The organism is Geothermobacter hydrogeniphilus (assembly GCF_002093115.1).
GTDB lineage: Bacteria > Desulfobacterota > Desulfuromonadia > Desulfuromonadales > Geothermobacteraceae > Geothermobacter_A > Geothermobacter_A hydrogeniphilus.
On sequence record NZ_NAAD01000004.1, the window covers coordinates 52,216 to 64,896 of the forward strand.

The following is a 12,681-nucleotide window of genomic DNA, read 5'->3' on the forward strand; positions in this document are numbered from 1 at the left end:
TAATTCTCAAGGCCGGGCCGAGTGCCCGGCCTTTTTTTCACCGATCCATGACCCAAGTGAAGGAGTCCGCGGGAGGCGCGGGATCCCTTGTCAACGCTGTCCTTGATTTGGGTGAAGGACCGGTAGGAAAACAAGAGAAGGGAAACGTCGAGATATGCGAAGATTGATGTTGGCAATCGTTTGTTCGATCGGTCTGCTTTCTGCCGCCGGCAACGCCGCGGCGGTGGACCTGGTGGCGGCCGTCGGCCATGACCTCGCCCCCGCTTCAGGGTACGTGATCATGCCGGTTGACGGCCAGTATCTCATCGACCTGGACGCGAGCCGCGGCACCAGGGTCGGAGACCTGATCAGTGTGATCAAGCCCGGGGAACGCGTGGTTCATCCGGTGACCGGCAAGATCCTCGGCAGCCTTGACGAGGTGACCGCGGTTCTCAAGGTGACCCGGGTCAAGAATGGTTATTCCTATGCCGAAGTGGTTGATGAGCGGGAAAAGATCAGCAACGGGGCCGTCTGCAGACGTTTTTCGGCGCTGAGTGCCGCCCTGGTCGGCGGTGACCGGGAGTTTTACGATGCGCTCCGCAAGGCCCTGCCGGATCTGGAATGGCAGGGGCAGTTTGTTGCCGGGGAGCAGCCCGAGGTCGACCTGGTCTTTGCCCTGACCGGGGATACCCTCAACCTGATGGACGCCAGGGGCGGCAGGGTGCGCGGTTATGATCTCAAGCTTTTCGACGCCGTGCCGACCAAAAAAGCCAAGACAGGTGCGCCGCCGCCGGTGGTTCCGACGCCGGCTCCGCGGGTGACATCGGTTCCTGTTCCCGCCCCGGTACCGGTGCCGGTGGTGAAAGGCTCGCTGCAGACCGCTCCCGCCGGGCGCGGCGTGGTTGATTACGGCCGTTTCGGCAACCTCGGAGAACTCGCGGAACGGGTGCGGATGGCCGCTTTTCATCGTGCCGGAAAGGACCTGCTGATGGCCACGGTGGATGGAAAGAGTCTGCGGGTTTACCGCGTGACGGATGGTCCGCGGCTGGTTGGCGAAACGCGGGTCGGCAAAGGCGTTGTCCAGCCGCTGACCGTCGCCTGGTGGCAGCCGCAGGCCAACGGGCGCCTCTTCCTGGTGGTCAGCGGGGCCGAGGAAGATGATCGCAATTACGGTAATGAAGTCTATACCCGGATGGCCGGGGCGGTGATCGAGTGGCGGGACGGCAAGCTGGTGCCCGTCGTCAATCGGCTGCGCTGGTTTCTCGGCAGTTACGACCGGGACGGGGACGGTCGGCCGGAGATCCTGCTCGGCCAGCGGTTCGATCTGGATACCACCTACGGCAAGGTTGCGGCTCTGTCCCTGGACGGTTCCAGCCTGAAAGAAACGCCGGTCCCCTTCGAACTGCCGCAGGAATTCACGGTTCCCGGCAGCCTGATGGCTGATCTGACCGGGGACGGGAAACCCGAGGTGGTCGTTGTCCGGCACGGCTACCTGAGTATCTTTGCGGGAAAAAAGAAGCTTTACCAGTCCTCCGAACAGATGGGCGGCAGTCTTGATTCGCTGACCTACGACACCAATCCCGGTTCCGTCGATCTGCTGCATCGCACCGTTAATTTCGAAGTGCCGCCGGCCGTGGCCGACATTGATGGAGACGGGGTGCTGGAACTGGTGGCGTTGGCCGCGGAAGGGAATTCCATCAAGATTCAGGGACTGTTTCCCTCGATCGAGAAGAGCTGGGTCGCTGTTGTCAAGTTCCGCAACGGCCTGTTCGAAAAGGGGCGACTGCCCGGCGACCGGGAAAATCCCCTGCAGGGTGTCTGGGCGGAACGCGGCCGGGTGCTGGTGGTGGAAAGCCGCACTTCCTCGCAGCTCAAGCAGGCGGGTTCCAGTTACCTGCTGCAGTTTGTGTTCGACCAGAAACAATGAAGCCGCCGCGCCGGTCATCCGCCTGGAGCCTTGGTTTCTGCTCCCGCGGATGACCGGCCCGGTCGCCGTTCTTCCTTTCCCTTCCCCTTTCCCTTCCCCTTTCCTCTTCTGTGCCGACGAACAACACGTCACGTTTTCGATCTCTCGAGACTGCTCCCCGACCGCCCGACGGGTGATCACCGGCCTGCCGAATTTTTACGGTAAGGATGGCGGTGTATCGCCCGTGCGCAGGTTTATGAATAAACTACTGCAAGTCACCGGTAAAACCACCGTAAAAAAACTTACTTGTCAAATCAAGAACTATTGTCGTAAAGTTGATTAAAACAACGGGGAAGGAGTCGTGAAATGGTTAAAAAACTGATCATCGTCCTGCTGCTGATTGCGGGAGGCGCTGTCCAGGCCCAGGCGGCGCTGGAGGATTACTTTGTTTCAACCGGGTGGCTTGCCGACAATCTTGAAAAGGTACGCGTGGTCGATGTGCGCAAGGCTGCCGGGTACCTGTTCGGTCATATTCCCGGCGCGGTGAATGTCGAACGGAGTGAATTTCTTTCCACCCGCAACGGCACCAAGAGCCTGGTGCCGACGGCGGATGAATTTGTCGCCCTGATGAGCCGGCTCGGGATCACGGCGGATACCCCCGTGGTTGCCTATACCTCCGACAGCGGCTCCTATTCGGCCCGGTTTGTCTGGACCCTGCGCTTCCACGGGCATGAAAAGGCCTATGTTCTTGATGGCGGCTACGACAAGTGGAAAAAAGAGGGACGTAAAACTGAAATGATGTCGGCCGATCAGCCGGCCGCGACAGAATATGTCCTGAAGCATGCCCCCGACATCCGTGCCGAGGAAGATTATGTTCTGACCCGTCTCGATCATCCCGACACCCTGGTCTGGGATACGCGGCGGACCAGTGAGTATCAGGGAACCGAGGTGCGGGCCGCTCGCGGCGGTCATATCCCGGGCGCGATTCACCTGAACTGGACGGAACTGCAGACCGAAGTCAACGGGGTTCGGGTGCTGAAGTCGAAAAAAGAATTGTTGAGCCTGTTGGCTGACAGGGGGATTACCCCGGACAAGGAAATCCTGGCCCACTGCCAGACCGGTATCCGTTCTTCATACGCCACCCTGGTGCTGTTGGGTCTGGGATATCCGCGGGTGAAGAACTACGACGGTTCCTGGATCGAATGGGCGCATAATCCGGATCTGCCGGTGGTTGATCCGGCCCGTGTTGCCGGCAAGATTGAGCTGCCCGAGAGATGATGGCCAAGGCTGCAGAGAAGAAGGCCGGCGCCGGATTCCGGTGGATGGTGATAACAATTTCTGCGCTCTGCCTGCTTGTGGCGGGTCAGGTCAACGCGGCCGGGCCGGAGTTTCCGGAACTGGTGCATGTCAACTGGCAGCAGCGTTCGATCACTTTTGCCGCAGTGGTTACCGCTTCCTTATGGGAGCGGCAGCCCCGGGCCGATCCGGCGGCGCGGAATTTCGATCCCGATCACTGGCATCTGATCATCAGCGCCACCCAGGCCAATCAGGCGGTCGGCCGGGTGGCAATCTTTTCCGCCTGGGCGACCGATGAGGAAATTGCTGCCGCGTTGTCAACCCTCGGCGCCCGTGGTGAGAAATTTGACAAGCGCAGTTTTACGCGCCGGATGGATGCGGATTCGTCCTATCCGGACCTGCGGCCCCAGGGTTCCAAGCTGCGGTTGACGGTCAGCTGGGATGGCTTTTTCGGTCGTAAAACCGTGTCTGCCGATGAATTTCTGAGCAACACGAGCGGGAAAAAACTCGACCTGGTCTATATCGGCAAACAGCATCCATCCAACTGTGTCATTTGTCTGTACGGGTGTGTCGGAGCAGTCTGTCCGAACCGGGCCCTGACAGTTCGGGACTATATGCAGGGAAAAAGCCGCTGGTCGCTGATACCGGGAGTGCTGCCTGAAGATGGAACTCGCGTGTGGATAACGATTGCCATGGCAGGCGAATGAAAACGCCCATCTGCGGTGGCAGACTCAGCAGGAAACGCAGTTTTCAGTTGTCGGAGGGCAGGCCGCCTGTCGGCAACCGGCCGAGTCTGACCAGGGAAAATCCCCCCGATTCAGTCCGGCAAGAACAAGAATTGCGGTGAGCAGGCCGGCGAGCAGCAGATGCCTGCCCGGCCTGGCTGCAGCCGTCGGATCCCGTTCTTCGAACCCCTCTTGACCGAACTCCAGAAGTGAACGACACCTCGGGCAGAAGTCCCGTGACTGCTGCCGTATTCCTCCACACCCGGGACAGGAATTCATAGAATCATTCACTGCTCCGTTTCCCCGGTTTCGGCCATGACGGCGGTTGAAGATGGCGCCGGACCCTGTGGTGCCCGACGGTCATATCCGAGATAATAGGTATCGGCAGCATATCCCCGCAGTGGAACCCGGTCGGGTTCCGCCCAACCGTCAGCGCGTCGGAAGGCGTTGATCTTTCCCGACCGCAGCAGCGAATCAATCTGGTTCGCCTTGACCATGTCAAAACGACCGTCCCGATATCTGATGCGAATCATCATGGTGACTCTCCCCGGTTGAAATTCAGGCGCCCGGCAGTGGACACGTAAGTTGTAAGGTGTAAAGGAGCAATTTGAATGCCAGATCAATAAGTGCTTATTTCGGGGGGGTAAGCCGTGGACAGCAAGTCTGTTGGAGAATAATCCCCAGCAGAGCGTGGAATATTCCACAGGTTGTTGCGATCGTGATTCTGTTGCTGAGGTCGGCCGCGGAGACAGACGGAGGGAAACGACCGTGGGATAGATCTGTGCGGGCAGCGGGGAAACGAGGTTGACAGCGGGGTGGGGCGTCCGGGATACAGGGGAAGAAAAAAAGAGCCTTTTTCTGTCATGCTCAGGACTGGAGGCGAATTGTATGGAGGTACCCGAAGTTTATACAGGTTCCGTGCCAAATTCGCAGATGGTGTTGATGCCGGTAAGCTCCGATGACTATTCCTGTCGGTCCAGGGTAAGGCGCCAATGTCGTTCCGCCATGCAGCGCTCGACATCGGTATTGCCCCATCCGCCGAATTCGCGGGCGAAAACAACCTCGTCGGGCGGGCCGTTGGTGCTGACTTCATCGGCATAGTCTTCACAGTCGTAGAGGTCGCTTCTCAGGTCACGACCGGGTTCCCCGCCCGGAACCTGACGCCACACCCAGCGGCCGCTGTCCACGCAGCCGCCCAGCAGCATCAGGCAGAGCAGAAGAACAGCCAGGGCGACTCGCCGGGATGCCTCAGTCGGTAATGAACTCCAGGCGCCAGCCGCGCTCCTGCATGCACCATTCAAAGTTGAAATTTCCCCATTCACCGTAAGGTCGTCCATTGGCGGGTCTCCAGACGACATCGTCGTCATTTTCGTCAGCAAAAATTTCACACTCCCAGATATCGGTGTCGACGTTCCGCACTTCACTTGCGTCCGGGGCGCGTTGCCATTCCCAAGAACCGCGAGGTCCGGCGCATGCTGCCAATATGATGCTGATAAAAAGGGTCATGGAAATGCGCATAATATTGCCGTCTCAACGTGTCTATCTCATTTTACATGAAGCTGGTGAGGGAGGCTTTGTCATGGTTTCTGTTCCTGGTAGAGCATGAAGGCGCGTCCGCTGCCGTCATTTTTTTCGTTGAGAAGCAGAAGCATTACTTCGTTCTTGTCAGGGACAGGAGCAAAGTCAAGGATGAAGGCCTCGACAGCGGGATAGGGGTGATCAAGGAGCGTTTCTTCGCCCTTCATGCGGATGCGTGCCAGTTGGTCTGTTCCTTCTGCTGTGCCACGCAAAAAGGAGTCTGGTTTACGACCGTGCTGAATGGTGAGAATAGCCGACCCCAGACGTAGTGTTCGTGGCGGGAGTTCGACATAGGTTTCCATGATACGGTCTTCTTTGGCAAAGCCGGAACGAAATACAGGATCTTCCAGTTTGACTGCGACCTGTGTCAAGGGAGATGTGCCGAAGTCCTCGAGGAGCCTGCCGTGGACTTTCTTGTCGGCAAGGGAGACTGTGCCCGATTTTCCGGGTTCCAGCCAGACAAAGGCATACTGGTTGGTGAAGGGGGTCAGATCAAAGAGATTTCTGCCGGCCCAGGGTGCCGGCTTCCCTGTCTTAACTCTTCCCTTGTTGAACTCCAGGCTGACGACGGGGCCGGAGAAGGCGTTGAACGACCCGCGCTGCTGGGCGGCTCCCGAAGAGGAAAAGAGGCGTACGTAGCCGGGCTGCAGGGCAAGAAGTTGAAGCTTGTCCCGTTGAACTTCAAGAAATTGTGTCCATATTCTGCTGTCAGTCCCCTCGTAAATGCCGTGGATGTCTTCGGCCCAGGTGGCCGCCAGTTCGAAGTGGCCGTCACCATTCAGGTCCCCGCTGCTTAGAGTAAGGGGGCGGAAGTTATCTTGCGGAGGTGGTTGTCTGGCTATTGTGCGAAGGTGGGTTCCCTGAAGCTGGATCAGCATAATTCCCTGAGTTGAGAGCAGGGCGAAAATATTTTTCTCGGGATCGGCCTGGACCAGGGCGACAGGTTTTGTTTCAAGCGCAATGGGTGCGTGCTTGGATGCGTGCCTGGATGCGTTCGTGGGGCGGTTGTGTGCGGTAGAGGATAATGTCCTGGTGGTGGCCGGCACTTCGGAGGCTGCGGAAGAGGTAGCGTTTTCCGATTTGCTGCGGATGTGGTCCAGGGCAATGATTGCCTGATCGGAATTTCTTTTGAGAACGATCATGGTTTCGCCGGCTGTGGAACGAAGTTCTGCGTTCAGTCCCTTGGTCATGCCGACGCCGGATGTGGTTCTGACGGCAAAGCCGTGCTTGAGAAAAACTTCGATAAGGGGCAGCAGATCAGACGCCAACGGGTCATTTTTATCTCCCGTGATCTGAACTTCCTTTTCACCCTGCCATGCCTGAAGGGCCGGCTCAATATTGGGGAAGGTCTGGGCCCATGACGGGACAGCAAAACCGACTAGGAGCAGAAGGTAGATGACGAAAAGGGCACGCATTTTTTTCATCATATTTCTCCGGAACAATGATTATGGTAAAGAGGCGATTCATGTCATGAATCATGACTTATCATAGACCTTTTGTCATCTTTCCTCGATAGAAAATGCAGTGTAAACAACAAAGGGTACCCGAAGGTACCCTTTGTTGCGGAGTGGTCGGTCGATTAGTATTTCCAGGCCATGTTAAGCATATTGACATAGGCGGTGTCGTCGGCATTGACCTGGTCCTCAAGGCCGTCGCCGGGAATGAAGGTCGAAAAGATGTAGTCGATGGCGAAATGTTTGTTGAAGGTGTATTTCGCCTGCAGGTCGAAGGTGGTGCCGGCGTAGTCATCAACCTTCTGTCCCGGATTCTTCAGGTTGGTCAGGTTGCCGGTATCGTCATACCAGATCAGGAATGCCTGGGTTTTGTATGAGAGGTTGGGGATATAGTCACCCAAATCCCCTTTGGTGCCGAAGGCGATCAGGCTCTGGCCGGGGTTGTTGCCGGAACCACCGTTGCCGATGCCCCCATAGACGTTGCCGCCGACCGCCCGCTCAGGAGCGTAGGCATACAGCGATGCACCATAGGGACTGGCGCCCGAGGCGAGGTGTTCGCCGAGAATGTTGCCGTCCATCCCCATCAGCGGGGTGAATCGGCCGATATCGGTGATGCCCACAAAGCCTTCGACGTCGTTGTCATCCTTGTTTCCATCGCCTTGAGTGAAGCGATAGGCGACATAAGGCTTGAAGGCTTTGTTGACGGGCAGTTCCACGCCGGCAAACAGCGCCCAGGAACTGATGTCCTTGTTGGCATTGGCGGTACCGAATTCACCGTCAGCGACAATGACTTCAAAGGAAGTTTTCACGGGGCCGAGGGAGCCGAGCGACTCAAGGCCGTAGTAGAGAACCTTGGAGTCCCTCTTCTGGTTGTCGCTGTAGGCGACCAGGGGGCTGAGGGTGAGGTTGCCGGTGCTGCCAAAGTCCAGTTTCTGATCGACTTTGAGGCTGTAGGCGCGCCAGTCGTCAGTGGTCGGGGTGTCTGCGAAACCGATTTTGTCGAGGTTTTCAATGGCCAGATAGAGAATTTGGTACTTGGTGCTTTCGCCCAGAGACCCTTTGAGGCCAATGAATGGGTGGTCATCGCCGTACAGCAGGCCGCCGGTCTTCAGGTCGAGGTAGCGAATATCCCAACCAGCGGAAAGGTCAAGAGCCTTGCTGAAGGTGTAGCCCATTTCGGCGCGCTCGATGCCGAACTCGCCGCCTGCATTCGGTATGCCGTTGGCATTTTCGGCACCTGTGTAGAAGGAGCGGTCACCGTTGTTCTTGTCGAAAATGATATCTGCTTCAGTGATCATCTTGACCCGCCAGTTGTCGCCGCCTGCTTTCCAGCCGAGGCGCAGTTCGCCGCGAATGTGTTCGCCGGAAGCCCAGCCGCCCTCATTCAGCGCCGGCGCATCAGGTTTGCTGTCGTCAAAGTCAAAGTTACTGTAATAAGTCGGGATGACCCTGGCGGTTCCGAAGAACTGAATTTCGGCCAGGGCCGGTGATGCTGCCAGCAGGAGTGTCACGAGGAATGATGCCAGAATGCCCAGTCTTTTCATGTCTCTGCCTCCTTGAATGTAAATTCCGTCAGGATGACGGTTGTCGGGCGCGAAGACCTTCTCCGGGCCCGGTGAAAATAACATCGGGTTCAGAATTTTCTTCATTGTGTCGAGCCGAGATTGAGGAATTGAATAAAGAATCTAGCAAACAAAACGAAGACGGTCAAATGATGATAGCGTCAAAAAGATAACATTGTTATTTTTTTTGGCGCTATCAAAAAGGACACACAGAAACATGTAACTTGCCGTAAAGCGGACAATTCAAATAGGAAGATATATTGAGATATTGCTAATATTTATTGTTGAAACGAAATCGGTCCTCTTTTGTTCGGATGCGGCAGAACGATATTTTATTGCCGAAGATGGTTGAAAGAAAGAAGATATATCTGTTATGTGAGGGCTGGTGGATGAGGTGTCTTGATATTTGGTCCCCTGTGTCAGGCTGCGCCGTTTGCTCGGAGGCGGAAAGAGAGGTGGGGGCCCGTCCCGGCAAAACCCGGCCCGGAAAAAGGATTGACGGACCCGAAAAAATAAAACGATTTTTGATATTGCCAAAATTTTAGGTTTTTGTTAGATTCGACGGCAGTTTGGACCTTTTCCCATTTACAAAGGAGGTAACAGGATGAAGAAGCTTGTGGTTTTGCTCGTGGCTGGTGTTCTCGCCCTTTCTCTGGCGGCCTGCGCGCAGAAAGCCAGCAGTGAAAAGGTTCGGGTCAAGTGCCCGGCTTGCGGTTACGAGTTCGAACTCCCGCCACACGGTCGTTAAGGAAGATTCATTTTTATTTGTTTGGAGGGATACAGTTAGACCTGCACTGCTGTATCTGAAATAAGCAACGTATCAAATCTATTGAGGAGGCAACATTGAACAAGACTGTGAAAATTCTGCTGGCCCTGGCCATGGTCGCCCTGATGGCGGCACCGGCCCTGGCCCTGGAGTCCAAGCTGAGCGGTTTTCTGAACGTGCGCGGCATCGGTGACAATTTCAAGGCAACCAACAACTACGTCGGCACCCTGGACGATTCCGCCAAGATCGGCAGCCAGAACCTGGTTGACCAGCGGCTGCGCATGAAGCTGGACACCAAGATCAACGACTACCTCTCCTTCACCTACTACCTCGAAGTCGACTTCCAGTGGGGCGATGAGCAGTACTCCAATGCCGGCCGCAACGACGGCGGCGGCATCGGCGCTGACACCACCAACCTCGAGACCAAGAACGCCTACCTCGACGTCAAGGTGCCCGATTCAACCTCCAGCTTCCGCGTCGGTCTGCAGGGTTTTGCTGACCACAACGACTACTCCTTCTTCGCCGCCGACATGGCCGGCGTCAAGTACAAGGCCAAGCTCGGCGGCGCCGATCTCACCGCCGGCTGGTTCAAGCTGATCGACGGCGACACCTACGGTACTGCACCGTCGCCGCTGGACGATGTCACCCTGTGGGCGCTGCAGGCTGAATTCAAGCCCAATGCCAACTTCAAGTTCGGTGGTGACTACTACTACTACCAGAATGAGGGCAGCCAGGGCTACGCCACCTTCCTCGGTACCGCCGACATCGCGGCCGTTCTCGCCTTCAACGGCGGCGGTGGTAACTGGACCGCCAACCGCCAGGACATGAATCTGCATTACTTCAACGGCCATGCCGAGTATCGTCTTGAGAATGTCGTCCTCAGTGGCTGGCTCGAGTTCAGCACCGGTACCGCCGACAGCATCAACAACAACACCGCCACCACCCTGACCGAAGACCTGGATGTTCAGGGCTTCGCCGGTCGCCTCAAGGCCGCCACCAATTTCGGTGGTCTCAAGCTGGCCCTGGCCGGAACCTACTTCTCCGGTGACGACAACCTGGCCGACGGCGACGCCGACTTCATCGTCAACCCGCTGGCGACCGAATCTTTCGCCTTCGCCACCGACGGCTTCATGATCTTCACCCCGGACATCGCCTGGAACAGTGTCGGTCAGTACGGCTTCGCCATGGTTGATGCCGCCTGGGCCGGTTATGGTCTCGGCAGTGTCATCCTGACCGGTGCCTACACTCCGGAGCAGATGAAGAATGCCTACATCAAGGCCGGTGTCGGCTACTTCTCGTCCCTCGAAGACAAGCTGGCCGCCAACGATCCCCGTACCGACCGTGCCGGTACCGAGCTCGGCACCGAAGTCTATCTGCGCGTCGGTTACCGGTTCGCCAAGAAGCTTGACCTGTCGATCAACGGCTCCTACGCCAGCCTCGGCGACTTCTATGACAACAATGGCGGCGGCACCGCGGCCAATACGGCCACCACTGACATTGATGATCCCTATGAAGTCTACCTGAAGGCGACCCTGTTCTTCTAGGATACCTGAAAGAACGGGCCTTTTTGCAGGAGAGAGTTCGTTCGACAGGAGATCAGGATGGGGGCCGGCTTTTGCCGGCCCCCTTTTTATTGACCGTGATTTGGTTTAGAATGATCGACGTCTGTCGCGAGGCAGTTCAGTCCTGCAACCGTCCCGGCCGGAAGCGGCCGCCGACCCAATCCCCCCGGAGTTGCTGATGAAGTCTCTTGCCGTTCTCTTCTGCAGCATTATGCTGCTTGCCGCCAGCCTGGTCTGCCCGGATATCGTTCGGGCCGAGTCGGGCGCGAATCTGACCGATTTTTTTGCCCCCCTGACCGCCAAGGTGATCATGCCGGTTGAGAAGGGAGTTCTGATCGACAAGGGGGCTGCCGACGGACTGGCTCCGGGTGATATCCTGGCCCTGGTCAAGACCGAAAAAGAGATCCGCAATCCCCGGACCGGGGAGGTGGTTGACACGTTGACCGATTATGCCGGTTTCCTGGTGGCGGATCGGGTCAAGGCGAATCTCAGCTACTGCCGGGTGGTCGGCAGGACCGGATCGGTCAAAGAGGGGAGCAGCGCCCGCCGTTTCGAGAATGTTCCGATCTTTTTCGAGGATGCCTCCGGTGACGGGTTTCCGGTCTTTCAGGCGTTGCGGAAAAAACTGCCGCACCTGCTCTGGCAGGATTATCGCGTAGGGTCGTCTCCCCTGACCGCGGATGGCCCCGCGCTGCAGATCCGTTATGAAGACGGCAGTCTGACGGTTGTCAACCGGAACAAGCAGATCCTTTTTGTTCAGCGACAGGTTCTGCCCGCGCCGGCGGCGCCGGTGGTTGCCGGCCGCCCGGTCAGCGCTCCGGTTGTCGCGCCGTCTGTGGCGGCCCCGTCTGTCGCTGTCGCTGAAGGTCGGCAACCGTCCTGGCAGGCGGAGCGGATCGCTCTTGACGAACAGGGTGCGATCGCTGCCGTGCGCGCCGGCGACCTGGACGGCGACGGCCGGTCGGACGTTCTGGTCGGGTTCGACCATGCTCTGCTGGTTGGTCACCTGGAAAACGGAAAATTCCGCGAGGTCTCCCGGACGGTCTTTTCCGCCGATCCGCAACTGATCAACCTGTCTCTGTTTGACCTCGACGGCGATGGCCGGCTGGAAGTCATTGCCTCTCTGCTGGAGGAGGATCGTGCCGATGCCCGTGTCTATCGGTTCGCCGATGGTCGTCTGACCCGGATCGCCGGGGCCCCCATGCTGCTTTCCATCTACCAGCCGGCTCAGGGCAAGGCCGTCGTCATCGGGCTCGATTCGACTGAGTTGATGAACCGCAAGCCGCAGTTTTATACCGTCACCCTGGCGAACGGACAGCTGCTGAGAACCCCCTGCAGCCTGACCGGCCCGGACCAGCCCTATGGTGTTGTCGGGTTTACGGACGGGGACGGTGCGTCCTGGTTGGCCCTTTTGTCGCCGAGTGGGCGGATCCAGGTTCGCAATGGCGATGGCGAAGTTCGCTGGGAGAGTTCCGATCGTTTCGGTGGTTCGACCCGGGGAATTCAGGTTGCGCAACCCGGGCGGCAGAATCCCGATGATTTCAAGATGTATTTCTTCCGCTCCCGCCTGCTGCGGACAGTGCGGGGGACACTGCTGGTTTCCCGGCACGATGATCCCGGGGTGTTCGGCAACAACCCCAGTTATCGAAAAGGGACGATGGTGGAGCTGGCCTGGAACGGCGCCTCTCTGGACGAGATTGATCGGAGCAGGCCCCTCGGCGGCATGGTTGTCGATTTTGACCCGCTTGATCAGTCGGGAGATGGATCCCGGTTACTGGTTGCGGTTCTCTACCGCGAGCCCGGATTTTTCCAGAAGGCGGTTTCCGGATTGGTTGTCCTTTCCCGTCACTGAC

At 57.8% G+C, this 12,681-nt stretch carries 11 protein-coding genes; 6 read left to right on the forward strand and 5 right to left on the reverse strand.

Annotated features, from left to right (window positions below; genetic code table 11):
- Positions 1–166 precede the first annotated feature (166 nt).
- From B5V00_RS04735 to B5V00_RS04745, 3 genes are all read left to right on the forward strand, one after another.
- Positions 167–1,906: an FG-GAP repeat domain-containing protein gene (locus B5V00_RS04735; RefSeq protein ID WP_085009614.1), complete on the forward strand. Its 1,740-nt coding sequence runs from the start codon at positions 167–169 to the stop codon at positions 1,904–1,906.
- Positions 1,907–2,251: 345 nt separating this feature from the next.
- A complete protein-coding gene (locus B5V00_RS04740; RefSeq protein WP_085009615.1) occupies positions 2,252–3,163 on the forward strand; it encodes a sulfurtransferase in 912 nt (303 codons plus the stop codon).
- The gene (locus tag B5V00_RS04745) at positions 3,163–3,888 is read left to right on the forward strand and encodes a hypothetical protein (RefSeq protein ID WP_139800655.1); all 726 of its coding nucleotides are present in this window, start codon (positions 3,163–3,165) and stop codon (positions 3,886–3,888) included. The genes B5V00_RS04740 and B5V00_RS04745 overlap by 1 nt, the downstream gene beginning before the upstream one ends.
- Before the next feature lie 305 nt (positions 3,889–4,193).
- Here the strand turns inward: B5V00_RS04745 and B5V00_RS04750 are convergent, their stop codons facing one another.
- From B5V00_RS04750 to B5V00_RS04770, 5 genes are all read right to left on the reverse strand, one after another.
- Positions 4,194–4,442, reverse strand: coding sequence for a GSU3473 family protein (locus B5V00_RS04750; protein WP_085009617.1), 249 nt, complete (start codon positions 4,440–4,442; stop codon positions 4,194–4,196).
- 426 nt (positions 4,443–4,868) lie between these two features.
- Complete coding sequence (locus B5V00_RS04755) at positions 4,869–5,093, reverse strand: hypothetical protein (protein ID WP_139800656.1); 225 nt, start codon at positions 5,091–5,093, stop codon at positions 4,869–4,871.
- Between the two features lie 61 nt (positions 5,094–5,154).
- The gene (locus tag B5V00_RS04760) at positions 5,155–5,424 is read right to left on the reverse strand and encodes a hypothetical protein (RefSeq protein ID WP_085009619.1); all 270 of its coding nucleotides are present in this window, start codon (positions 5,422–5,424) and stop codon (positions 5,155–5,157) included.
- A gap of 59 nt (positions 5,425–5,483) precedes the next feature.
- Complete coding sequence (locus B5V00_RS04765) at positions 5,484–6,908, reverse strand: hypothetical protein (protein WP_085009620.1); 1,425 nt, start codon at positions 6,906–6,908, stop codon at positions 5,484–5,486.
- A 155-nt stretch (positions 6,909–7,063) separates the two neighbouring features.
- Complete coding sequence (locus B5V00_RS04770) at positions 7,064–8,482, reverse strand: hypothetical protein (protein WP_085009621.1); 1,419 nt, start codon at positions 8,480–8,482, stop codon at positions 7,064–7,066.
- Between the two features lie 622 nt (positions 8,483–9,104).
- On the opposite strand from B5V00_RS04770, the gene B5V00_RS17135 reads away from it, so the two are divergent.
- From B5V00_RS17135 to B5V00_RS04780, 3 genes are all read left to right on the forward strand, one after another.
- The gene (locus tag B5V00_RS17135) at positions 9,105–9,248 is read left to right on the forward strand and encodes a hypothetical protein (protein WP_172399624.1); all 144 of its coding nucleotides are present in this window, start codon (positions 9,105–9,107) and stop codon (positions 9,246–9,248) included.
- Between the two features lie 95 nt (positions 9,249–9,343).
- Complete coding sequence (locus B5V00_RS04775) at positions 9,344–10,810, forward strand: hypothetical protein (protein ID WP_085009622.1); 1,467 nt, start codon at positions 9,344–9,346, stop codon at positions 10,808–10,810.
- Positions 10,811–11,006: 196 nt separating this feature from the next.
- Positions 11,007–12,680 (forward strand): FG-GAP repeat domain-containing protein, encoded by a 1,674-nt coding sequence (locus tag B5V00_RS04780; RefSeq protein WP_085009623.1) that lies wholly within the window; start codon positions 11,007–11,009, stop codon positions 12,678–12,680.
- Position 12,681: the final 1 nt, after the last annotated feature.

Coding starts and splice junctions, on each gene's coding strand:
- B5V00_RS04735 (WP_085009614.1), top strand. CDS start 167: ATGTTGGCAATCGTTTGTTCGATCGGTCTGCTTTCTGCCGCCGGCAAC.
- B5V00_RS04740 (WP_085009615.1), top strand. CDS start 2,252: ATGGTTAAAAAACTGATCATCGTCCTGCTGCTGATTGCGGGAGGCGCT.
- B5V00_RS04745 (WP_139800655.1), top strand. CDS start 3,163: ATGGCCAAGGCTGCAGAGAAGAAGGCCGGCGCCGGATTCCGGTGGATG.
- B5V00_RS04750 (WP_085009617.1), bottom strand. CDS start 4,442: ATGATGATTCGCATCAGATATCGGGACGGTCGTTTTGACATGGTCAAG.
- B5V00_RS04760 (WP_085009619.1), bottom strand. CDS start 5,424: ATGCGCATTTCCATGACCCTTTTTATCAGCATCATATTGGCAGCATGC.
- B5V00_RS04765 (WP_085009620.1), bottom strand. CDS start 6,908: ATGAAAAAAATGCGTGCCCTTTTCGTCATCTACCTTCTGCTCCTAGTC.
- B5V00_RS04770 (WP_085009621.1), bottom strand. CDS start 8,482: ATGAAAAGACTGGGCATTCTGGCATCATTCCTCGTGACACTCCTGCTG.
- B5V00_RS17135 (WP_172399624.1), top strand. CDS start 9,105: ATGAAGAAGCTTGTGGTTTTGCTCGTGGCTGGTGTTCTCGCCCTTTCT.
- B5V00_RS04780 (WP_085009623.1), top strand. CDS start 11,007: ATGAAGTCTCTTGCCGTTCTCTTCTGCAGCATTATGCTGCTTGCCGCC.